General features: G+C 43.8%; 23 protein-coding genes. 13 read left to right on the top strand and 10 right to left on the bottom strand.

Annotation, left to right across the window (positions count from 1 at the left end; all coding sequences use genetic code 11):
• Positions 1–209: 209 nt before the first annotated feature.
• Positions 210–635 carry a DUF3010 family protein gene (locus ACYVGZ_RS03160; protein WP_460751093.1) on the top strand — a complete coding sequence of 142 codons (426 nt, stop codon included), beginning with the start codon at positions 210–212 and terminating at the stop codon, positions 633–635.
• 96 nt (positions 636–731) lie between these two features.
• Here the strand turns inward: ACYVGZ_RS03160 and ACYVGZ_RS03155 are convergent, their stop codons facing one another.
• The gene (locus ACYVGZ_RS03155; RefSeq protein WP_460751090.1) at positions 732–1,607 is read right to left on the bottom strand and encodes a DMT family transporter; all 876 of its coding nucleotides are present in this window, start codon (positions 1,605–1,607) and stop codon (positions 732–734) included.
• A gap of 101 nt (positions 1,608–1,708) precedes the next feature.
• Between ACYVGZ_RS03155 and ACYVGZ_RS03150 the strand changes: the two genes are divergently transcribed.
• The 3 genes from ACYVGZ_RS03150 (at position 1,709) to ACYVGZ_RS03140 (ending at position 5,638) form a co-directional block, all read left to right on the top strand.
• Complete coding sequence (locus ACYVGZ_RS03150) at positions 1,709–2,542, top strand: HAD-IIB family hydrolase (RefSeq protein WP_460751086.1); 834 nt, start codon at positions 1,709–1,711, stop codon at positions 2,540–2,542.
• A 26-nt stretch (positions 2,543–2,568) separates the two neighbouring features.
• Entirely contained in the window at positions 2,569–3,795 is a 1,227-nt protein-coding gene (locus ACYVGZ_RS03145; RefSeq protein ID WP_460751083.1) for a glycosyltransferase family protein, read from the top strand.
• A gap of 79 nt (positions 3,796–3,874) precedes the next feature.
• A complete protein-coding gene (locus ACYVGZ_RS03140) occupies positions 3,875–5,638 on the top strand; it encodes an alpha-amylase family glycosyl hydrolase (protein ID WP_460751080.1) in 1,764 nt (587 codons plus the stop codon).
• Positions 5,639–5,695: 57 nt separating this feature from the next.
• Here the strand turns inward: ACYVGZ_RS03140 and ACYVGZ_RS03135 are convergent, their stop codons facing one another.
• A complete protein-coding gene (locus tag ACYVGZ_RS03135; RefSeq protein WP_460751078.1) occupies positions 5,696–6,025 on the bottom strand; it encodes a DMT family transporter in 330 nt (109 codons plus the stop codon).
• A gap of 28 nt (positions 6,026–6,053) precedes the next feature.
• A complete protein-coding gene (locus ACYVGZ_RS03130) occupies positions 6,054–7,898 on the bottom strand; it encodes an ABC transporter ATP-binding protein (protein WP_460751075.1) in 1,845 nt (614 codons plus the stop codon).
• Between the two features lie 239 nt (positions 7,899–8,137).
• Here ACYVGZ_RS03130 and ACYVGZ_RS03125 point away from each other — a divergent pair, with 239 nt between their 5' ends.
• From ACYVGZ_RS03125 to ACYVGZ_RS03110, 4 genes are all read left to right on the top strand, one after another.
• Positions 8,138–9,340, top strand: coding sequence for a Bcr/CflA family multidrug efflux MFS transporter (locus ACYVGZ_RS03125; protein ID WP_460751072.1), 1,203 nt, complete (start codon positions 8,138–8,140; stop codon positions 9,338–9,340).
• 2 nt (positions 9,341–9,342) lie between these two features.
• Positions 9,343–9,690, top strand: a complete 348-nt coding sequence (locus tag ACYVGZ_RS03120) for a HopJ type III effector protein (RefSeq protein WP_460751069.1) — start codon at positions 9,343–9,345, stop codon at positions 9,688–9,690.
• A 57-nt stretch (positions 9,691–9,747) separates the two neighbouring features.
• Positions 9,748–10,569, top strand: a complete 822-nt coding sequence (locus tag ACYVGZ_RS03115) for an HAD family hydrolase (protein WP_460751066.1) — start codon at positions 9,748–9,750, stop codon at positions 10,567–10,569.
• A 112-nt stretch (positions 10,570–10,681) separates the two neighbouring features.
• A complete protein-coding gene (locus ACYVGZ_RS03110; protein ID WP_460751063.1) occupies positions 10,682–10,840 on the top strand; it encodes a hypothetical protein in 159 nt (52 codons plus the stop codon).
• Positions 10,841–10,883: 43 nt separating this feature from the next.
• Here ACYVGZ_RS03110 and ACYVGZ_RS03105 read toward each other — a convergent pair whose 3' ends face one another.
• Positions 10,884–12,380 (bottom strand): TyrR/PhhR family helix-turn-helix DNA-binding protein, encoded by a 1,497-nt coding sequence (locus tag ACYVGZ_RS03105; protein ID WP_460751061.1) that lies wholly within the window; start codon positions 12,378–12,380, stop codon positions 10,884–10,886.
• A gap of 33 nt (positions 12,381–12,413) precedes the next feature.
• The gene (locus ACYVGZ_RS03100; protein WP_460751058.1) at positions 12,414–13,604 is read right to left on the bottom strand and encodes an ROK family transcriptional regulator; all 1,191 of its coding nucleotides are present in this window, start codon (positions 13,602–13,604) and stop codon (positions 12,414–12,416) included.
• A gap of 115 nt (positions 13,605–13,719) precedes the next feature.
• Between ACYVGZ_RS03100 and ACYVGZ_RS03095 the strand changes: the two genes are divergently transcribed.
• Both ACYVGZ_RS03095 and ACYVGZ_RS03090 read left to right on the top strand, forming a co-directional pair.
• Positions 13,720–14,913 carry an AGE family epimerase/isomerase gene (locus ACYVGZ_RS03095; RefSeq protein WP_460751055.1) on the top strand — a complete coding sequence of 398 codons (1,194 nt, stop codon included), beginning with the start codon at positions 13,720–13,722 and terminating at the stop codon, positions 14,911–14,913.
• Between the two features lie 140 nt (positions 14,914–15,053).
• Complete coding sequence (locus ACYVGZ_RS03090; RefSeq protein ID WP_460751051.1) at positions 15,054–16,004, top strand: LysR family transcriptional regulator; 951 nt, start codon at positions 15,054–15,056, stop codon at positions 16,002–16,004.
• Between the two features lie 36 nt (positions 16,005–16,040).
• On the opposite strand, the gene can is transcribed toward ACYVGZ_RS03090, so the two are convergent.
• The 4 genes from can to ACYVGZ_RS03070 form a co-directional block, all read right to left on the bottom strand.
• The gene (gene can, locus ACYVGZ_RS03085) at positions 16,041–16,673 is read right to left on the bottom strand and encodes a carbonate dehydratase (RefSeq protein WP_460751048.1); all 633 of its coding nucleotides are present in this window, start codon (positions 16,671–16,673) and stop codon (positions 16,041–16,043) included.
• A gap of 19 nt (positions 16,674–16,692) precedes the next feature.
• Positions 16,693–17,541, bottom strand: a complete 849-nt coding sequence (locus ACYVGZ_RS03080) for a putative RNA methyltransferase (protein ID WP_460751046.1) — start codon at positions 17,539–17,541, stop codon at positions 16,693–16,695.
• A gap of 102 nt (positions 17,542–17,643) precedes the next feature.
• Positions 17,644–18,510 carry a DUF1853 family protein gene (locus ACYVGZ_RS03075; protein WP_460751043.1) on the bottom strand — a complete coding sequence of 289 codons (867 nt, stop codon included), beginning with the start codon at positions 18,508–18,510 and terminating at the stop codon, positions 17,644–17,646.
• On the bottom strand, positions 18,507–18,851 hold the full coding sequence (locus ACYVGZ_RS03070; RefSeq protein WP_460751040.1) for a YqcC family protein: 345 nt from the start codon (positions 18,849–18,851) through the stop codon (positions 18,507–18,509). The genes ACYVGZ_RS03075 and ACYVGZ_RS03070 overlap by 4 nt, the downstream gene beginning before the upstream one ends.
• 92 nt (positions 18,852–18,943) lie before the next feature.
• Here ACYVGZ_RS03070 and ACYVGZ_RS03065 point away from each other — a divergent pair, with 92 nt between their 5' ends.
• The 3 genes from ACYVGZ_RS03065 to ACYVGZ_RS03055 all read left to right on the top strand — a co-directional run bounded on the left by ACYVGZ_RS03065 (position 18,944) and on the right by ACYVGZ_RS03055 (position 22,959).
• Positions 18,944–20,002, top strand: a complete 1,059-nt coding sequence (locus ACYVGZ_RS03065; RefSeq protein WP_460751037.1) for a DUF3549 family protein — start codon at positions 18,944–18,946, stop codon at positions 20,000–20,002.
• A gap of 104 nt (positions 20,003–20,106) precedes the next feature.
• Complete coding sequence (locus tag ACYVGZ_RS03060; protein WP_460751034.1) at positions 20,107–20,964, top strand: sulfurtransferase; 858 nt, start codon at positions 20,107–20,109, stop codon at positions 20,962–20,964.
• Positions 20,965–20,973: 9 nt separating this feature from the next.
• Positions 20,974–22,959 carry an EAL domain-containing protein gene (locus ACYVGZ_RS03055; RefSeq protein ID WP_460751031.1) on the top strand — a complete coding sequence of 662 codons (1,986 nt, stop codon included), beginning with the start codon at positions 20,974–20,976 and terminating at the stop codon, positions 22,957–22,959.
• Positions 22,960–22,965: 6 nt separating this feature from the next.
• On the opposite strand, the gene ACYVGZ_RS03050 is transcribed toward ACYVGZ_RS03055, so the two are convergent.
• A complete protein-coding gene (locus tag ACYVGZ_RS03050; protein WP_460751028.1) occupies positions 22,966–23,220 on the bottom strand; it encodes a formyltetrahydrofolate deformylase in 255 nt (84 codons plus the stop codon).
• Between the last annotated feature and the right edge of the window lie 124 nt (positions 23,221–23,344).

Raw genomic sequence — 23,344 nt, 5'->3', positions numbered from 1 at the left:
ATTCATTTTTAATAAAATATTATCCTGCATTGTTGCAATATCTATTAACAAAATAAAGTCAATATAAAGTAAACAGTGGATTCATCTGGAATTCGAACAAATCACCTTTTTGTTCTACTGGTCAGTGTTTTCACAGTAGTATTATTTACTCTATGCAAAACAAGGCAGTATGCGATAATCACGAGTCATACAATTGTAAGGTAATTAAGATGATCACATGTGGTGTAGACATCAAGAGTAACGAAGCCATTTTATGCTTACTCGATAAACAAGATGGGCTGTTTCAAATTATCGACTGCAGACAGGTCCGTCACACCCTTGGCAAAGAAAGTAGCAGCCAACAACTACTGCGCTTTCAGTCGACACTCAAAAAGCTATTTGAAGATTATCAAGTTGAGCAAGTCGTTATTCGAGAGCGCCCAACCAAAGGAAAGTTCGCTGGCAGTGCTATTGGGTTCAAAATTGAAGCGGCAATCCAATTAATTGACCAGCAAGAAGTTCATTTACTGAGTAGCAAGCAGGCAAAGGAGAACATTAAAGACTCTCCCTTACCCATTAGCTTTAAAGAGTCAGGACTCAAAGCGTTTCAGGAAAACGCCTTCATGACAGCTTATGCAGCCTTGGTAAACGAGTAAAGAGTAAATCATCAGCAGGCAGGGTGCCTCACAGTGGCACCCTAATCGCTTACCAACACTGTGCATCACTACACTATTGCACCAAATAGGGGCGCTCTAGAGTTTCTTTTTCCCTAATATCACCATCAATACCCCTCCTAAGACCCCAACACTTGCAATAATTAAGTGCATGGTGACACTTTCACCTGCAAATACCTGCCCACCGACTGTAGCAATGACAGGTACTAAAAGCTGTAACACAGCGGAACTTGAGGTACTTATGCTAGGCAAAACCGCATACCAAAGGGCGTAACCAAGCCCTGACATGATAGCCCCAGACAATACTGCCCAGAGCACTCCTAAAGCGCTGATTTGAAGGCTAGAGAATGTCACCACTAGCAGCAGTAATAGGAATGGCATTGTCCTTATAAAATGCGCTGCCGTCATCATGAGAGGGTCCTGCACGCCTTTACCAAACCAGGTATAAGCACCCCAAGCTATCCCGGCCATCATCATCAAAAACACAGCGAGTAGAGAGCCCTTTCCTTCCATGCTTGGAGACACCAAATATACAAAACTCGCAAAGGCGATAATCAGCCCTAACCATTCTATCGAACTCAGCTTTTGACCAACATACACCGCTAGAACAATTAAGGTCAGTTGCACCGCTCCAAACAAAACTAAAGCGCCAAGCCCAGTTGCTAGCGAAACGTAGGCATAAGAAAAACCTAGCGCATAGACAAACAATGCCACCGCACCTTTCCAACTGCCTTTGTGCCAAATCAGGCTCAAAACCTGTCGCTTCTGATTACTTAATTGAAAAAGCACTAACAAAACTAGAGTGAGCGCCCCACTAAACAGACGTATTGATGTAAAACTAACAGGGTCAATCAAACCTTCCGCTAAGGCCAATCGACAAAGCACTGAATTTGCTGCAAATGCGATTAACGCAAAAGCAACCATAACCATTAAGCGGGGGCCTTGAACCGGCATAAAAATGTGTTCCAAACAACAAAAGAAGCGGACACTTTCACTTACTGGCACCAGATTTGCAAGTTAATCATTTATCATTAGGCAATCATTTTTGGTAACTTATGAGCAAATTGCTAGTCTTCACAGATCTCGATGGCACATTACTTGATCATCACACTTATAGCTTTGAACCGGCTATCAAAGCCCTAGAGGCGTTAAAGAAGCATCAATTCCCCTGTATTCTAAATACCAGCAAAACGTACGCCGAGCTTCAGGCCCTTCGCGTATCTCTTAACCACCAAGACCCTTTTATTGTGGAAAATGGCTCTGCAGTATACATACCCAAATCCCTTGGACTGCCCCCATTAGAACCACTTATCGAACAGGGCGATTATTGGGTAAAAAGCTTTGGTCCAAATCGTGATGACCTGATCACCTTAAAAGACAGACTACAAGACACTTATCAATTTCTCGCTTTTAGCGATATGACTCCTGCAAAGTTAATCCAACTGACAGGCCTAGATTCAAATTCGGCAGAACTTGCACTACAGCGTGAATTCACTGAGCCTCTTTATTGGCAAGACACCGATGAAGCCCTTACTCAATTGAAAGCTGACGCCAAAGAACTGGGCATTCATGTACAAAAAGGCGGGCGCTTTGCCCACCTCATGGGGGCCCAGTGTGATAAAGCCAACGCCATGCTTTGGCTGTCTGAATGGTATTCATCACACAACAAAACATTGGTCACTACCATGGCATTGGGTGACGGAGAGAACGACATTGGTATGTTAGAAATATCTGATCTACCTGTGATCATCCGTTCTCCTTCCCATCCACCACCTAAAATCCCTAATCGACACGATGCACAAGTCAGTCAGCAGGAAGGCCCTGCTGGCTGGTGTGACGCGGTATTCGAAGTACTGACACGTTTAAAGACCAACAACATAGATTCGTAAAATTAAGATAATAAAGGACTCAAATTATGGGTGATTTTCATCAGAACGGCATTATTACTACTTTCCACAATCTGGCTCAACGCCCCTTAGAGGACATGGAAAAAGAGCTTTGCGCCTTCGCTAAAACGCGGCCAATGTCATTGATTCTGCCCTGCCTGTATTCTGAGCTAGAAACCGATGCCATGCCCAACATCATTAAGCATTTACAACAGGTTCCTTACTTATCTGAAATCATCATAGGATTAGACAGAGCCACTGAAGAACAATATCGTCACGCCTTGGAGTTTTTTAGCGTTTTACCACAAAAGCACCGAGTGCTTTGGAATGACGGTCCACGCTTGAGAGAAATAGACGGCGTACTTAAAGGAGAGCACTTATCCCCTACCAACCCAGGCAAAGGCCGTAATGTTTGGTTCTGCATGGGCTACAATTTAGCAGCAGGTGAAGCCGAGTCTATTGCCATGCATGACTGTGACATTGTCACCTATGATAGAGAACTACTTGCACGGTTAATTTACCCTGTCGCCAACCCCAACTTTAACTATGAATTTGCCAAAGGCTATTACGCACGTACTGCCAATGGCAAAATGAACGGTCGCGTGAGTCGACTGCTGGTCACGCCATTATTAAAGTCCTTGAAGAAAGTGTTTGGTAACTTGGATTTCTTGGACTACCTAGACAGCTATCACTACCCACTTGCTGGTGAGTTTTCCTTCCGTCGCGATGTGATGACAGACATTCGCATTCCAAGCGATTGGGGGCTGGAAATTGGCGTACTGAGTGAAATGCACCGAAACTACTCTACTAACCGACTTTGCCAAGTAGACATTGCCGATGTTTATGACCACAAGCACCAAGATTTGTCGGCCGATAATGACGACGGTGGTCTCTCTAAAATGTCTATCGATATCACTAAAGCTATTTTTAGAAAATTGGCCACTAATGGAATTATTTTTAACCAAGAAACCTTTAGAACCATCAAAGCGACCTATTACCGTGTGGCTTTAGATTTTATCGAAGTGTATCGCAACGATGCGGAAATAAACGGTTTAAAACTGGATGTCCATTCAGAAGAGCAAGCGGTGGAGTTATTTGCTGGCAACATTATGAAGGCAGGTAATCAATACCTTGAAAAGCCAATGGAAGCGCCTTTTATACCAAGCTGGAACCGTGTCCAAAGTGCCTTCCCTGGTGTGATGGAACAGCTCGCTAAAGCGGTCGAACAAGACATGGCGGAATATGGACCGAAATAACTAACAATCATCATACGGTTACTCATTAAGCCGGCTCCCCGGCTTAACTTCATTCATTTAACACACTAGGCAGGCCTATATGGAAAATACAGAACAGTCACAACTCACTCAACGCTTAATTGGCCATTTGCAAACCCTATATCCCAAGTTAGACGCAACGGCCCTTGCGAAATCCTGCCTAGAGACCTTTAACCTTAGCCCTGCCACCGAGTCTCCTCGCCCCCACAGAAATATCTGGGACCAGTCTGACATCATGCTAATCACCTATGCAGACACCTTGCGATCTGGAGAAGAAGCACCACTAGAAACCTTAACCAAGTTTGTTAAAAACAAACTGGCTGAAAGCATTTCTGCCGTTCACCTACTGCCCTTCTTTCCTTACAGCTCAGACGATGGTTTCAGTGTTATGGACTACACTACGGTCAACCCGTCTTGTGGCAACTGGGACCATGTCACCGAGCTCACCAAGGAAGTCAAAGTCATGGGAGACTTGGTCATTAATCATTGTTCAAGCCGCAGTATGTGGTTTGAAAATTACAAAGCAGGCGTGGAACCAGGGGCGAGCTATTTCTACGAAGGTGACCCGAATAGTGACTTATCTGCGGTGGTGAGACCAAGAACATCCCCTTTACTACGAGAAGTACAAACTAAAAATGGCGAGAAGCACGTATGGTGTACCTTTAGCCACGATCAGGTAGATTTAAACTTTGAAAACCCACAAGTGTTATTAGAGTTTTTGAAAATTATTCGACTCTATTTAGAAAAAGGCATTCGCTGGTTTCGATTAGATGCCGTGGCCTTTTTGTGGAAAATTCCAGGCACAAACTGCATCAACCTACCGCAAACTCACGAAATGATTCGTTTACTCAGACTCATGATAGAACATTATGCACCTGAGTCAGTCATCATCACCGAAACCAATATTCCTAACCAGGAAAACCTCACCTATTTTGGTAACGCCAATGAAGCACACTTAATTTATAACTTTTCCCTTCCCCCTTTGCTAATTAACAGCCTAATTACGGGTAACTGCCAACATTTAAAACAATGGCTAATGAGCATGCCACCAGCTCAGCAAGGGACAACCTATCTTAATTTTATTGCTTCTCATGATGGAGTCGGTTTGCGCCCTACCGAAGGGCTATTAACCGATTGGGAGCTACAAACCCTCATTAGCACAATGCAAAGGTTTGGCGGTAAACTAAGCTCGCGCACCACTCCTCAAGGGGAGGCAAAACCTTATGAGATCAATATCAGCTTATGGAATGCCCTAGCGGGCACGGTTCAGGCCGGCCCTGACCAGTGGCAACTGGCTCGCTTTTTATGTGCTGCCGGAGTAATGATGGCTCTTGAAGGGGTACCCGCTTTCTATATTCATAGCTTATTTGGCACGGAAAACGATTTAGAACGCGTTGATAATACCGGTCAATTTCGCTCTATTAACCGACACATTTGGGACATGGAAGACCTAGACCATGTTCTCAATACACCAACTCACCATAAGCAGGTGTTTGAAAACGTCACTCGCCTCACCAAGATACGCAGAGCGCAACCAGCATTTCATCCAAATGCTACGCAATATATATTGCACATGGGAGACGGCTTATTTTCTTTCTGGCGTCAGAGCCTTGATCGCCGCCAAAGCCTGTTTGCGGTGTACAACATAACGGATCAACCCGTGAGCTTTAACTTGTCAGAACTTAATTTAATCGCTACGGACAACTGGGTAGACCTGATCACTGAGCAGGTATACGACGACCATTTAGCAAAAGTGACCTTGTTGCCGTATCAATTTATTTGGTTATCAAACAAGCGCGGAAGACTTAAACAAACTCATGCCTAATTGGACGCCACTCGGCTGAGTTAATACCCCAGCCGAGTGGCTTCTTAGTGACTAACCCTAGTGACTAACGGACTTAGAAAACACGTTAATGACCGCCACCCCCAATATAATAAAAAACAATCCAATTATGGCAGGCCAATCCAGCTTTTCATTGTGGTAAACAAAGGCAATGACCGAAATAAACACCACTCCCAAACCAGACCAAATTGCATAGGTAATGCCTGTTGGTAGCGTTTTCATCACGATGCTTAACAGATAGAATGACACCCCATACCCTACAACTAAAATAGTCACTGGCACTATTTTGGTGAAGGAATCAGAGGACTTTAATGCCGTTGTCGCAATCACCTCAGCCAACACAGCCAAACACAACAGCACGTACGTCATAGTTCACTCCTTAACTTTTTATTTGCCATCAAGGTGTTTCAATGTCTTCCGCTAGGAAACCGCCAGTTTGATGAGCCCATAAGGTAGCGTAAATCCCGCCCTGCTGAACCAGCTCGTCATGGCTACCTTGCTCTACAATACGACCTTGGTCTAGCACTACCAGACGATCCATAGCAGCAATGGTCGACAAGCGGTGCGCAATTGCGATCACCGTTTTGCCTTCCATAAGCTTGTAAAGGCTTTCTTGAATTGCCGCCTCTACTTCTGAATCGAGGGCCGAGGTCGCTTCATCTAATATCAATAAAGGCGCGTCTTTAAGCAAAACTCGTGCGATCGCTATTCGCTGGCGCTGACCGCCAGACAGCTTAATTCCACGCTCACCTACCATAGCGTCGTAGCCAGTGTTTCCATAAGGATCAGTGAGGGTCAAAATAAAGTCATGGGCTTCTGCTTGCTTGGTCGCTGCGATCATTTCTTCTTCTGTGGCCTCTGGTCGACCATAGAGCAAGTTCTCTCTAACGGTTCGATGCAATAAAGAAGTGTCTTGGGTCACCATACCAATATTGGCTCGCAAGGAGTTTTGCGTCACCTGGTTAATTGCTTGACCGTCTACCAAAATTTTACCCGCTTCAACATCATGAAAACGCATTAACAAGTTCACAATGGTAGACTTACCGGCTCCTGAACGCCCTACCAAGCCAACCTTCTCACCGGCCTTCACAGCCAAACTTAATGCTTCAATGATTTTTTGATCTTCTTTTCCGTAGTGGAAATACACATCTTGATATTCAATCGCACCCTGCTTTACTTCAAGCTGCTGAGCGTTTTCTTTATCTTCAATCGCCACCGGCTTAGATAAGGTGTGCATGCCATCTGCCACCATGCCAATGTTTTCAAATAAAGAACTGACTTCCCACATAATCCATTGGGACATGCCATTAAGTCGTAGAGCCAAACTGACGGCAATGGCAATGGCACCGATGCTGATAACACTATCAGCCCATAACCAAATAGACAGGGCCGCAATCACAAAGGTCACCAGGTAATTACAAGACTGAACGCCTACATTTAGCCAAGTCACCAAGCGCATTTGTTTATAAACCGTTTTCAAAAAGCCCGCCATACCCTCTTGGGCATAATCTGCTTCCCTTTGGTTGTGAGAAAACAGTTTAACAGTAGAAATATTGCTGTAGCTGTCTACGACTCGTCCGGTCATTAAAGAGCGAGCATCGGCTTGTTCGGTCGAAATGCGCTTTAGCTTAGGCACGAAGTAAATTTGCAACATTACATAACAAACTAACCAACCTAATAGCGGCAGCATGAGTCGATAGTCTGCGTTTGCAATTAACACCAACATAGAAACAAAATAGACTCCGATGTACACCAACACATCCAGCAGTTTCATGACTGTTTCACGAACAGCCAGCGACGTTTGCATGACTTTCGTGGCCACTCTTCCGGCAAATTCATCTTGGAAGAACGTCATACTTTGACGCAGCAAGGTATGATGCGCCCACCAGCGAATGCGCATGGGAAAGTTCCCCAGTAAGGTCTGGTGAAGCACGGCAGAGTGCAAAAAGGACAACACTGGCAACACCACTAATAACATAACCGACATCCAAATTAAGCGGCTACTTTCTTCTGCGAAAAAGGTGTTTGGGTCTTTATTTACTAGCCAGTCAACCAACTGCCCCATAAAGCTAAACAAGGTCACTTCTAGTATGGCGATACTGGCGGTCAGTAAAGACATCATAAGAAGAGGCAACTCTACGCCTCGAGTGTAATGTCGGCAGAATGCGAACAAGGAGTTAGGGATGGGGCGAGTGTCTAATGGTGGAAAAGCGCTAACCCATTTTTCAAAAAGCTTTAACATAAACATCCTTATGAAGCAGATAAGCCAGCCCTAGTTACTGACTAATATTTAAGGCGAGATTGAAACACGCGGTGCTCATAAACACCAGCTTAGGGAGAAAACTCAGAGTGCTAGAGAAAACAATGTCATAGTGTTTCCCTCATTCAACGCATATTTCTCAACAGAATAAGATTATAATGTGACCAGATTATTTTCTAAATAATATTCATTCAGTTTAAGGACGAAGGTAAATTCATTAAATGAAACTGACGCTTCCCGTAATTCTTGTTCTCGGTATGCTGGCCGGCATGACGCCTTTCGCTATTGACGCTTACCTTCCTAGCATACCCACTATTGCCCGCCAATTAGACACAGACATTAGCTTAATTCAAATGACGTTGAGCATGTATTTGGTCGTTTTCGCTCTGTTGCAAATTGTCTTTGGCCCCATTTCTGATGCGATCGGTCGCCGAAAAGTCATCTCAGGCGGGCTCATCTTATTTGTTATAGGCAGCCTTGTCTGTGCTGTGTCTCAGAATTACGAAATGCTGCTCGTAGGCCGAGCCATACAAGCGATTGGCGGTGCTGGTGTTGCCGTTTGCGTACCGGCATTAGTGAAAGACGGTTTATCAGCAGATCAGTTTGTCAAGGCTATGTCTATGGTCATGCTGGTCATGGCTCTGGCACCTTTAGCCGCACCGATTATTGGCGGTGCCATTTTAACCTTGTTGGACTGGCACTACATTTTTGTCTTTTTGGCGTTAATCGCCTGCCTTGGGCTCATTCTGTTTCGCATAACCATTCCTGAAACACTCAGCCAAGAAAAGCGAATGCCGTTGTCTTTTAAAAGCGCCATTAAAAACTATGGCATTTTATTAAAGACCCCCACGGTCGTTGGTTTTATTGGTGCAGGATCGTTTCACTTTGCTGGCATGATGAGCTTTATTACCGGTTCATCGTTTGTTTACATCGAACTGTATGGGATCGAAGCGTCCCAGTTTGGCTTCGTGTTTGGACTAAATGTGATTTGCATTATGATTGCATCGACTATTAACAGTCGCTTTGTTGAAAGAGTCGGTTCTCCCACCTTAACTAAGTGGGCGGTGCATGCCATGTTTATTGCCGCTTTGGCGATGCTTGCACTGAGCTTTATCGACCAACCTCCTCTTACTTTTATTATTATGTGCGGCATGGCCTTTATGGGCTCTATTGGTATTTTAGGCAGTGGTTTTATGGCCGGGGCCATGAAACATGCGGGCAACAATAATGGTAGCGTTACCGCCCTTGCTGGCGCATCTCGCTTTTCCTTTGGTGCCCTAAGCGGTGTTATTATCAGTATTCTACATAACGGCACTTTCGTCCCCATGGTCGCCACCATGGCCATATGTGGTATTTTATCCTTTACTTGCTATAAATTAGTGACTCACTATAGCGCGACTCAACTTAATCACACACAGGAATAAGCATGTCTGATACACAAACTCTCCTTCAACACGTCCGTACATCACCTGAAGAAATTCAGTTTCAAGACGTTATGAACACCATAGATGCAGACTATACTTTTACCCCAACCGCTTTTAAAAATGGCGAGCAGGAGAACGCAAATAACGAGAATAATGGTTCTTGCAAGATCTTGGCCTTTGCGAAACTCAACCAACTAGATGAAGCAAGTACCCTACACCTCTTTGGCGATTTCTACCGAGTTGACGTTTTACAGTATCCTGACGGTGCAGACCATCAGAATATTCGTCAGTTTATGCAACATGGCTGGCAAGGGGTTTCTTTTCCTACTATGCCGCTACTCAAAAAGTAATAATCCTTTCGGACAATAATGCAGGCTGTTTAGCCTGCATTCGCTAATGAGGTAATTATGGAACTTGTGGCCTTCGATTTAGACGGTACTCTACTTAACAGCCAACAGCGTTTATCTGACTACACCATAGAAACCCTCCAAAAAATGGATGCGGCAGGGATCTTTTATACTATAGCGACCGGCCGTACTCATCAGGCCGCTATGCCTTGTATTGCGAACCACGCCTTTAAGAATACACAAATTTTTAAAAATGGCGTTGAGTGGTGGTCCCCTAACACTCAGAGCTACCAATACCACAGTCTTTTAAAGCCAGAACAACTCACTCAGGTGCTTGGCTACTTTGAAGAACAAAAGGTAACGCCTTTCATTTTTTGCATTGAAAACGACGGTCAGCAAGGAGTGTATCACCCAAAAGTTCAAGGACATCTTTGTGATCATATAGCCAATGAACTGGGTAACCATGACAAGATGGACCTTCGCCCAATAGAAGAAATGCCCAAAACCGCTCGCATTACGAATATTAGCGCCATGGGATTGCCAACGTCTGTTGAACGTATTGTCGCTTACAGTGAACAACATTTACACCTTAGCGCCTATTCTGGTGGTGGTATTTATAACCCTGATGCCTACTGGCTAGACATACATCACAGCGATGCTTGCAAAGGTTCAGCGTTAATTAAATTAAAACAAGAGGTTGGCGCCGACCAATTAGTGGTGTTTGGAGACGGTGATAACGATCTTTCTATGTTTGCATTAGCTGATCAAAGTTATGCTATGGGCAACGCCCTCGATAGAGTGAAAGAGAAAGCCCATGAAGTCATCGGGCACCATGACGACAATGCTGTCGCTAAACTGTTACGAGACAGATATAACTTGTGACTGTTTTGTAAAATTTCGTCCTATTTGCTCATTCTGCAACACATTGGGCTTTACGAAGACAAGGGAATACGTCATTCTTAATGGCACAACAATAATCAGCAGGAGAAACGCCATGTTTGAATTTATGCTTTTTGCTAGTACGTGCGCAGTAATGGCTTTCTTATTAGCCAATATTCATAAGCAGCTCACTCAACCTAAAACAAAGCTACAGCCTATTAGAATCAAACAAGAGAAGAAGCACCCTCTGAGCAAACGTAAGCACCAACAATAATGTTTGGGTGCAGCCAAATTAGCTCACGCAGACTAATTTGGCTCTAATCCAGCGCAATACCAAATTCTTTCAATTTATTAGCGATGGCACTGTGGCTCATACCAACCGCTTTCGCCAACTTTCTCGTACTGGGATATTTTGGGTATAAGCGCTTCAGAAGATCCGCCTCCCACTGTTTAATGGTTTTATCTAAAGAGCCATCAACCAAGGTCATTGCTTGGTTTCCATCGCTGGAGTACAGGGGAATATCATCCGCCTCCCAAGGTATATGAGATAAACTCATTAATAATTGCCGACAGTAGTTTTCTAACTCAATCATGTTGCCAGGCCAAGTATGAAGCGTTAATTTTGCCCATGCGCCTTTGGTCAACTTTGGCAAGGGCTTTTGATACCTTGCCGCTAAGTCCTTAAAACATTGTTGTGCTAAAGCAGGAATGTCTTCTCTTCTATTTTTTAAAGGGGGAACGTCTAAATACAAATTTGCCAAAGCGAAGTAGCAGTTTGAATCCAAATTAGGGTGAGCTAACAACGCTTGTTGGTTCAAACCAGATACACTCACTAAACGCAGACTTGTAGGTGTTCCTGCACCATGGCGACTTCGCTCTTTGAGAAGTTTAGTGAGCAGTTTTTGTACCTGTTTAGACAGTTTTTCAACATTTTCAATAACATACCACCCGGAGAAATCAACAAGAGCTAATATGTCTTCTTCACTAATTTCTTCTGCTGCTTTAATTACACATTCACTTTCATGATGCCACTCTAGCTTCGCTTGCAGATACATGGCTTGAACAAGGTCCTTTTTACCACTCCCCAGCTCCCCGGTTATCAACAAAGGCTGTTGCATATGAATAAATGATTGAGCTTGTTGCAACAGCCTTTGCATAGCAGCACTTTTACACACGCCATTTGAAAAATAACTTTTTAATCGGGTTTCTTTTTGAAACTCTTGCTTAAAGTTTTCTGTCTGGCGCGCCAGACGCGCTTGAGATTTCAAGTGAATCACCGCACCAGCAAGCACCTTAATTTTTTCATCAGAGGCAACCCAAATAGGCTTCATTTCTAGCAAGTAAATCTGGCTAGATATCTTCACCTGCTTGCTGATACCTTGCTGCAATTGATTCCAAGTACTTTTCGTAAAATTAATGCCTTTGATAAACTCTTGTAGCGGGTGCCCAATTAGTTCGTATAAGGGTGTATTTAAATCTTCTGATGCTCGCTTTGTCGCCAGGGTGATGACTCCCTTGGTATCTAGGGCAATAACCCCCTCAGGCAAGGCCTCTAAAACCGTAGCCAGGGTATTCGCTTCTTGTTCTGATGGTGTAAAAGAAACGGTTTTAACATCTTCTACGTCTTTTAAGCGCCGCAGGTCTGCTAAGAGTTTTTGTAGGCGCTGAAAGTTAACATCTGAAAAGCCACAATACACACAGCGACGACTTGAGGATACCTCAATTAAGCGTAAATCAATTTGGTGAGGGATAAACAAATCCAGCACTTCGCGTATCATGCCAATTCTGTCTTCACACTGAATTTCTAAACGCATAAGGACTCTCTCTATTTGCTTAAAGGTAATTCGCTAAGGAGTACCAAGTAATAATTGCTGCCTTTGAGGGGAATAGCTTTCGTATAAAGGCAGAATAGCAGCCCCTAGTACCCCAGTCGACAAACCACTTTGTGCCACCAATAGGGCTGGACATGTGAGAATATCGTGATTAGCAAGTTGCTTTATTAGCTCCTGCTGTAATTGTTCTGCTAAAGGCGTTGGCAAGCGCCCCCCAAGAATCACAGCACCTGGATCATATAGCGCCAACACGGAGAACATAGCTGGCAAAAGCTCTGTGACGATTTCGCTGACCCACTGAGTCGTCAATTTTGAAGCAAACTCGGCCTCCATTTGCTCGTCATAAGATGAGTTGGCTGCTGCCAAGAACCTTTCATAAGAAGACAAAGACAAGGCTTCTAACACCCACTTTCCATGGCGGCCAGTTGCGGTGGGCAATAAGCCAAACCGGCCAGCCTTACCATGGGCTCCTAAATAACACTCACCATCACTGATAAAGCAGCCGCCACCAGCTGTACTCACATACAAATAAAAGAAGTGCTCGTGAACATTGCCTTGAGTTGGAAATAAGACTTCACGTATGCCGGCGGCAACAGCGTCATTTGCTCGGTAACAAGGTATGCAAAAATCACCCTCCAACCATGCTTCAAAGCTATCTGATTGCCAATAACCTAGCTCTTTTTCTAGCTTTGCAAGCTGATTTCTCTGGGAAGAATCCAATACCAAACTTTCTAGCCAATTTGCCATGTTATCAGGACGAGTGAGACCTATCCCCTTGAGTTTATGCCACTCATTTCCAAGGGCACCTTTCACCTTTTCAATTAACTCGCGAGCAATGGTTTTAGCGACCGACTCCGTAGGAAACGATACTTTTTCTTCCAGTAATAAAATCGTATGGCCACAGAAATCCAGTAACGCCGCGCTAATTTGATTACGGTCAATATTAATACCAAGGCTATAAGCTCCCTGAGCATTCAAGCTTAGTTTGATAGACGGCTGCCCTCTTCCGCCAGTGATTTTGCCTGTGACTTGCAGTAGCTCTCGCTCTAATAAGGAGGCAGTAATCACAGAGATCGTTTGTGCACTCAGGCCAGTGCGCTTAGCAATTTGAGCACGAGATATGTCCGGATAGCGCCTTACCAAGTGAAGAATAGTCCGTTCATTGTATAAGCGGCTTTGTTCTGAAGTACTGCCAGATGCTTTCATAAAAATAAACCTTAATGGGAAAAAGCAGTCTAACGATTATAATTAATAAATCTAGTTGATTTAATTATTCCGCAGCCTATATTATAGATAAAACACTCTTTTTTAAGGTAACCAGATGCAACAGCCGAACGACTTCCAGTCTCCTTCTTTTTTGAGCCAACACATTCAGAGCACCATGGCCTTTTACCACCCAATATGCCTTGACCCTGCAGGCGGCTACTTTCAATTTTTTAAAGACAATGGCGATATTTACGATCCTGATACCCGCCACCTAGTGAGTAGCACCCGTTTTGTGTTTAATTACGCCAAGGCCTATATCGCCGAAGGAAAAGAGGAATACTTAGCCGCAACAAAACACGGCCTTGACTATTTACGCACTCGCCATAAAAGTGACAAGGGTGGCTATGTTTGGCTTCTGAGTAAAGATGAAAACCTCGACGAGACTAACCATTGCTACGGCCTCGCGTTTGTATTGTTAGCCTACTCTATTGCCTACCAAGCAGGGGTAACAGAGGCCAAGCCTTGGATTTACGAAACCTTTGAGCTGATGGAAGAACATTTTTGGGACGCAGACTACCAGCTTTATAAAGACGAAATATCAGCAGATTGGACGAAGACTTCCCCTTACCGCGGGCAAAATGCCAACATGCATTCTTGTGAAGCTTTGATCGCTGCTTTCGATGCCACTCAAGATGAACAATTTTTAACACGTGCAACCTTACTCGCTACTAACATCTGTCAGCGTCAGGCAGACCTTTCAGATGGGCAAATTTGGGAGCACTACACAAGCGATTGGCAAATTGACTGGGAATACAACAAAGAGGACCCTAAAAACCTCTTTCGCCCTTGGGGCTTCCAACCAGGCCACCAAACTGAGTGGGCGAAATTACTACTCTTGATTGATCAACGCAAACCGCAAAGCTGGCTACTCGACAAAGCCAAGTTTTTGTTTGATATAGCCTGGCAATATGCTTGGGACGAGGAAAACAAAGGGTTGTGTTACGGCTACGACCCTCAAGGGCAAGTGTGTGATGGGGAAAAGTATTTTTGGGTTCAAGCGGAGTCATTCGCTGCTGCTGCTATGTTAGCACTGCGAACTGGCGAGGAAAGTTATTGGCAAGCCTATGAGGCACTATGGCAATACAGTTGGCAGCATATGATAGATCATCAACATGGTGCTTGGTATCGTATTCTCACCCAAGACAACCAAGCCATCGACGATTGCAAAAGCCCAGCAGGTAAAACAGATTACCACACCATGGGAGCCTGTTATGAGGTGATTGAGCAATTAGCAAAATACCCGAATTAGAAGGAAAATAAGTAGGGGTAAGGTTTCGTGAATGGCTATTTATCCATTCGAACCATTGCCCTTACATTTTTCAAGGATACTCTTCATTTATAAAATACAGTATGATGTAACCTTATCTTCGACCCTCGGCTCACGACTCTATGCAACTAGACAAAATTGATCTCAATTTACTTCGCTATTTAGACTCGCTCTTGCGGGAGCAAAATGTTACCCATGCGGCAAACCAATTAGGTATTACGCAACCTGCAATGAGCAATGGCTTAAGACGTTTACGAGATTTATTTCATGACCCTTTACTAGTTCGCACCAGTGACGGCATGATGCCAACCGCTCTTGCCATTCAGTTACAACCAAGGGTAGAGACTATCTTGCAATCCGTGGATGAAGTTCTACACCTAGGCCAAAGTTTCGAGGCAGAATCTAGCTCCCGTGTGTTTCGTATTATGGCCAGTGACTATGCGGAAGCAACACTCATTCCTCCTGTAATGAAAAAACTACAAAAGGAAGCGCCAAACGTCATCCTAGATGTTATGAACCCCAGTGATGTTAGCTTCCACGATGTAGAGAAAGGCAAAGTCGATCTGGTTATTAATCGGTTTGACACCTTACCCCAATCTTTCCACCAGAAATCGGTGTGGGTAGATACGTTTTCTTGTTTGGTGCCTGCTGACTCCCCTCTGGCACAAGAGTTAACCCTAGAAGATTACCTAGCGGCATCCCATGTATGGGTCAGCAAAACAGGTTTCGGTGTTGGGGTGGGTATTCAGCCAGAAGAAGTTCAAAAGTTAGGATGGGTTGATGGCACACTCGCCGATTTGGGCCATAAACGCAATATTCGCCTGTTCACCCGAAACTATAATGTTGCCATGCGAGCCACTGAGCAACTTGGATTAATTGCAACTTTGCCTTCGTTGGCCACACGTCTTATGGAAGGCAACGATAAAGTCGCCGTAGTCCCAACACCCTTTGATGTCCCCCCCATAGAACTAAAAATGCTTTGGAGCCCTCTGTTACAACACGACCCAGGCCACATTTGGTTAAGGTCGAGCATTGCTGGGTGCTCAAAAGCCATTGCTGAAACGACAATCTAATAGCCCTTCGTCTGTTTCAGACGACTCAGCGCAAACTTAAAAACCCGCAAGTTTTTGTTGCGCTTCCTGATTATTAGAAACGGTTACTTCAAGATCATTAATCTGGCCGTTTTCCAGACTGTAACACCAACCATGCACCTGTAACTCTTGGCCTTTTTTCCACGCATGCTGAACAATACTACTTTGGCAAACATGTAATACCTGTTCAGCAACATTCAATTCGCACATTCGGTCAAAACGTTGCTGGTCATCTTCAATGGCATCAACTTCCGCTTTATGCAAACGATGCACATCCTTAATATGCCGCAACCAATTGTCTATCATGCCATTATCTTCAGTCCCCATGGCGGCCTTAATGCCACCACAGCCGTAATGACCTACTACCATAATGTGTTTTACTTTTAATACATCAACCGCATATTGAATGACAGACAAGCAATTTAGGTCTGTATGAACGACCACATTCGCAATGTTTCTGTGTACAAAAACCTCACCAGGTAGCAAGTCTACAATTTGATTAGCAGGCACACGGCTGTCAGCACAGCCAATCCAAAGGTATTCTGGGTACTGCTGCTCTGAAAGTTTAGAAAAGAAGTCAGGGTCTTCAGCATGTACTTTTTCAGCCCATTCCCTGTTTTTTTCGAACAAGTTACTTAGACTATTCGACATAATACGTTCCTTAAATTCCTTAAGAATTCTTCTGATACCAGCGCAATTTCACGTCTGCGGTCAAACTGATGGCGTTAAGTTTACTCAGAGCTTGCCGCCCTTCATAAGATGACTTATGCATGTGAGGAGTCATGCTTAATAACTGTCGGATTTGCTGTTGTGAACTAAGGTCAAACTGAAAACGAACACTTTGCTCTGTCAGTAAATTAAAGTTTGCAATGCCATCAGCATAAGTTGTCTTATACTGGTTTATTTTGGGGTAGAGAATCTCTCGTAATTCAATTAAATGATCGGCTCCCGACTCAACCAGCAAAAGATAACCTTGTTCAGATAACACACGAGAAAACTCTTCGAACATAGGAAAACCGAATAGACATAATACCGCATCCACTCTTGCCTTTGGCATGGGCAATGCGGCATTACTGGCCACCAACCAAGTCACACCTTTATCTCGCTTACTTGCCGCCATAACAGCCCATTTAGAAATGTCGATCCCCAACCTTTCACTGTCGATCTGTTGGGCTAGGAGAGCTCGGCCTAGTTGTTCTAGGTAATACCCTTCCCCACAACCTGCGTCCAAAATTCGTAGGTTATCGCCCGCTTTAAGGTCACTTGGTAAAGAGCGATGGATTGCCTGAGCAATGGCTTCATAATGTCCTAAAGACAAAAATGCTTGCCTAGAAGCGACCATCTCTTTGCTGTCCCCTGGGTCTTTCGAACGTTTATTTTGCACTGGTAGCAAATTAACATAGCCGGTTTTTGCCAAGTCGTAGCTGTGACCATGCTCACAAATCAAACAGCGCTCGCGCTGTACTAAAGGTGCACCATCAATTGGGCAGAGTAAATTCTCAAATAAAGACACGTTCATCCTAAAAAGTAGGTCATAAGTGGGTTTCTGTATTTGGCTCTTATGGTAAACAAGCTAAGAAAAACCGCAAAGCAAAATATGTTCACGATAAATCGAAACGGACTACCAATCGTCCGGCACTATAAAGCAGTTAAAGGCTGTTGAACTCGCCCCCTCTTTCCACAAGCAAACATTTACGGGCCGATCATCTTGTAAAAATTGTTTTTCCAACCCTTGCTCAAGCTGCTCTAAAGGCATGCCCATTGGGCTACTAGGCAGTGCCAGCCAGTGTGGTTTATTTAGGATTGTTGCTTGCTTAAAACACGGCTTTAAGGAATTAAGATGGCCCTTTTTCAGCCAACCATAGTAACCAAACTCATTCAGATTTGGCCCACACGATTGATGAGCAACATGTTCCACCACACTCCCCATAGCCTTAAATAAACGACCAAAAATCAACAGTTTTGGCTCCACTGTCTGTTCAGGGTAACGGGAGTGAAACCATTCCTGACCGGGCTCAGTCTGTAATATCGCCAGTTGATGTTGTCTTGCATGCCGTTCTTTTTTATACAGGCTGTCTCGTTTATTAGGGCCAATCCAGTGATGAGGACTTAAGTCTGGCCGCTCAAGATAAAACTTAATTGCGATTTCTAATTGCAACATCTGGCCTGAAGGTGTGGCCACTAGCATGTCTAATTCACCAAGGGTTCGGCCCTTTTCACTGATTTGCACATGCTCATGCAGTATTTTCAACACAGACAAATGCTCAATGGCATAAGAAAACAGTGATTCAAAATAACTGCCTAAAAAATGCGATTTATTGTTTCGCATGTAAGCGATTAAACCAGCAGGATCCTGTTTTAGTCGCGCTAGCCTTGCTTCAACATCCTGATGCCAATAAAGAGATAGATCCAAATCTGACACAATCATTGGGCAGGAAATAAGCCAGGCTAAGTCCTCATAAACTTTTTCTGAAGTAAAGGCCATCATTGAGATTGCAGGCTTAAAAACTGATCAATAAGATCAAGCTTAGTAATAATCGTTTGTCGTTCTGGACCCGCTAAACTTTTAAAAGCTTCTTGCGCCATTGGAGAAATGTGACAGCGGCTTGGCAAGGCCAGCTGTTGCTCAATGAGCACAGAGAGTTTGGCAATCAGCACATACCGTAACCACTGAGCAAAGCTCATAGTGTTGATACAAAATGGCTCCTGGCTCGCCATAGCCTGGGGGCTGGGTTGTTCACATTGCCAAACACCAGCTTGATAAAGACTAGCTTGTAACTCAAGCAATAAATCAGCCAGTTGATGATGGGGCGAATCTTTGTGTTTCACCTGATTTCTCCTTCGGAAAACGTTACTATATAGGCATCTTGGCACCTCACAATGCAAGGTGTAATCAACAACAAATTGAGCCAACTAAGCCCATGAGCAAAATTGAATCCTTGTCTGACTTATTTGAGATGGTCGGCTGCGACATCACCTATTACGATTTAGGCAGACATATTACTAAAATTACCCCTCAACAAGCCATCCAGTTTGATCGTAAACAACAAGCATACCCCTACCCTTTTCGCCAGCATGCTTGGTTAGCTTGTTTATTAAGCACTCCTCAAGACAATACTGAAGAAGTCATTTGGTTTATTAAATTGCCCTTAGATGAACAAGGCTGTTTAAACCTAGGAACACGCGATCACTTTATTAAAACGATCGTGGATAAAATTTTACACAAAGGCAAAGAAGCTGGATTATCTGAAGCCCTAGAGGATAGCCCCTATGCTTTCAAGCCTGACCAAGGTCGTATGGCTTGCTTGCACGCCATTTTAGGAAAGCAATTAAACAGGCCCACGTCTGATTACTTCGAGCAAGTTAATCAGTACATAAAGAACCTTCCTTACGATGTAAACGACGAAACTTGGCAACAACTGGGCGTTCAAGGTATTGCCGAACTTGCCGTACGAGCGAACCAAGAGCCTTATTTGAGTTTAACGCTGAAAGCTATAGAAGATGCAGCGCCTGAGGTTATCATTCACTTATGCAACGCTTTGGAACACGAACTCTTACCACCACAGTTACACAACTTGATCATTGCTAAGTTACAACAGGAAAACGCGCCTCTTGTTAAAGCCAGTTACCTAAGAGCCCTATCTAAACAGCCGCTAGATAACGATTTACTGCTTCCTCTGTTTGGACTACTCGGAAGCTTAGTCTCCTGCTCGGACGATGAGATTCATTTAATTGCCGCCCTTGCTGGTAAGTGCCCTCAATGGCTTGCTAAGAACCCTCAGCTATTACGTATCGTTATGGAAAAACTGGCCCATAGAAACGACGGCTACATTGCATTCAAGCAAATTACCGCAGAATTGAGCCAGCACCCAGAGACCCATCAACCTTTGTGGGAGCTGCTGAGAAGCCCTCACATAAGCTCGTCATTAGCGCAGGCGGTCAATCATATTTTCACCCAAACGCCGAGCCAGCTACAATAACTGGCAAAGGGAACAAAAAACGACTTAAATTGTCCTATAAGATAGGGGCTACTCGGCTCATGTGTCGCCCCCTTAAACCGACGAATTGACAGTGTGAGGCAAAAATGAAAACCCAATTAACGCTCTTTGTTTGTATGCTATTTTCTGCGCTCAGTTACGCAGAACCTTTAAGAGTTGAAGTCGATGAACTTTCCCAGGACCTTTCTGCTTATAAAATCATTGACGTTCGTGACCCTGCCAGTTATCAAGAAGGGCATATTAAAGGCGCCGTCAACTTTCCTGCCACCCTCACATTTGATGATCAAACCACCAGTGGTCGTATCACCCCCCCAAATGAAATGCAGCCTTTGATTCAGCAAAGTGGCATTGATATTAATGACGCCATTGCCATTTATGACGACGGCAGTTTTTTTGATGCTGCGCGATTATTTTGGTCATTGGAGGTGTATGGTTTTCGCAAGGTTAAGCTGCTGAACTCGAGCTATTCTGAGTGGCAAAGTTTAGGGCTGCCTATTTCTACCAAGCCAACCATTCCCACCCCTAGCAACTATGTAGCTGCGATTGATAACTCTCGATTAGCAACAAAGTTTGCCACACAAATCGCATCCAGAAGCTCTTCGCAAACAGTGATTGATGCACGTACTGAAGCCGCTTATCAGGGACTAACATCAACAGCCCAGCGTTTTGGACACATTCCGCAAGCCCAGCATATTCCTGCGACTCATAATATTTCATCGAAAAACGATGTCTATAAGTTAAAAAACCTTGCCGAACTGGAAGAAACCTATCAAGGTATAAGCAAGCAGCAAAAAGTTATTATTTATTGTGCGATCGGACGAGTATCGTCCACTAACTATTTTGCTCTGCGTGAGCTAGGTTATGATGTTGCCAATTACGATGCTTCATGGCGAGAGTGGGGCAACGACTTTAACCTACCAATTAACAACCCTTCGGAGCAGTAAGTACAAATTATGTGGAATAAGTTGAGTATTAAATTACAGCTCATTGTCTCTGTTTCTTTCATTATATTTGCCGTGGAAGCCAGCACACTTTATTTAATACTCAACTTACAAAAGAAAGAGACCCAAGAAATGGCCGTTAATGAAGCGAACAGTATAAGCGCTTCATTAAATAATGATTTCCTTAAGTATTTATTTTCACCCAGCGCAGACGCTCTGGCCGATATCAGTTATCGCCTTTCTGCTTTCCAAACCATAGCTGGGGCCATTGTTATCGATGAAAACAACCAGCAAATTTATCAGTTCAAAGATGTCAGCCAAATTCAGTTAGAGAAAAACAGCATCTTGTCTGAAAAAACCATGTTTACCGATACAAACCTGCTCACCCTGTCGGACATAGAGGCAGAAGGCTATCGTTTTGGAAGCGTACTGCTCAAAGTAGATTTAGAAAAGTTTCAAATTAAACAAAAAGAAATCACCTTTACTATTTTAGCGATTTTTCCTTTTGCCTTACTTTTTGGCCTAGCGTTAAGCTTATTATTAAGTAAAAGCTACACCAACCCTTTCTTACGCCTATTATCAGCCATGCGTGAAAGCGACCCCACCAACAACCAAGTCGTTCACTTAGAGACCCAAGCGCAGAATGAAATAAAGGAGCTTTTTAAGGGGTTTAATGCTCAAATGGCGCAAATATCTGACTCTACAAAAGAACTTAAATATCAAGCCAATCACGATCAGCTAACCAAGCTTTACAACCGTTTTTATATAGAAACGGCCATTCAAGCGGCTCTCAATGACGAAGACTGCTGCGGCTATAACTTATATTATTTAGACCTTGATCAATTTAAACTGATTAATGACTCAGCCGGTTATCAAGCTGGTGACCAATTATTAACCATGATAGCGAATCATTACCAAGCCATGCTTCCAGAGCAGGCTATTTTCGCTCGTGTGGATGGCAACGGTTTTATGGTACTGATTAAGGATTGCGGTGCTGAGTTTGGTACTGAGTTTTTAACGGCAAGTTTAGAGCGCCTCTCAGACTTTCGCTTTTGCCATAAAAATGAGACTTACAGTGTTTCGGCTTCTATTTCTTATGTCTATTTCAAACCATTTGAATACACCTTAAAAGAAATACTTAAGGTCAGCTCGGCAGCTCTATACACAGCAAAATCCAAAGGTCGCAATAAATCGCATATTTACGACCCCTCCGACGATAAAATCAAACGCGTCGCTATTGAGGCTGAAACGGCCAAACTCATTAAAGAAGCCTTAGGCTCAGGCCCTGCCCGATTTGAGTTATACGCCCAAGACATCATTGCTCTGCAAACCCCCAGTGATATGCTGTCCTATGAAATATTGATTCGTATGTGGGATAAAGATAACAACTTTATTTCTCCTGGTGACTTTCTCCCAGCCGCTGAACGCTATCAGCTTATGGCGGACATCGACGCCCATGTGCTATGGACCTATTTAGAAACAGTAACCGCCAACCCAGAGCACATTCAAAAGCTCCACTCTGCTCATATTAACCTAGCTGGCTCCAGCCTAAACAACCCAGACTTTCAAGCTAAAGTGAAAGAAGCCATCGCACACTTTAACTTTCCATGGCACAAACTCGAACTAGAAATTACCGAGAGCTCGGCCATTGGCAGTTTTAACAGTGCCAATCAGTTTATTGCATGGCTAAAAGACAGGCAGATAGGCCTAGCACTGGACGATTTCGGTACTGGTATGGCCTCCTTTGAATATTTAAAAAGCATGCCTTTCGATGTGGTAAAAATTGATGGCAGCTTTGTAAAAGACATGCACAAAGACCCCACTGACAAAGCGGTCATCAAATACATTCAAGAAATTGCCGATTTAAAAGGCCAAGAAACAGTCGCTGAGTATGTAGAAACACAACAAGACGTGGATGCGTTAACCGCATTAGGGGTCACATATGGACAAGGTTTCTTCCTTGGAAAGCCTCGTCCATTAACAAGTTGGATGGAATAAAGCAGGTTATTGCAAATTTACTTTGCTCGGTTTGCGCATACTTCTACGATGCATCATAAACTCTTCGGTCAGTAAATAATCCCCTTGAGGGGTATGCTCTAACGCTCCTCTATTAACTAAAGCCTCCAACGTTTTAATTAAGACTTTTTGCTTATGCTCCCCTTTAACAAAATAAAATTGCTCATCAATTTGCACTAATCTAAAACCAGATTCTAAAAAGCCGACACAGAGATTTTGAGTTGGCGTTAACTTGAGTTTCATTCCTCCCTCCTAAGCCTTCTCGTGGTTCGTGCTTATAACTATAGTCAAGATTTCCCAGAACAAAAATGTTAGCAGGCAAATAACACCAAAGAGTATCAGATAGCAAAAAAAGGGCTGAAAATTC

This window comes from Marinomonas epiphytica, from assembly GCF_054780655.1.
The sequence above is the reverse complement of the archived record's forward strand: the minus strand, read 5'-3'. Positions and strand labels throughout refer to the sequence as shown.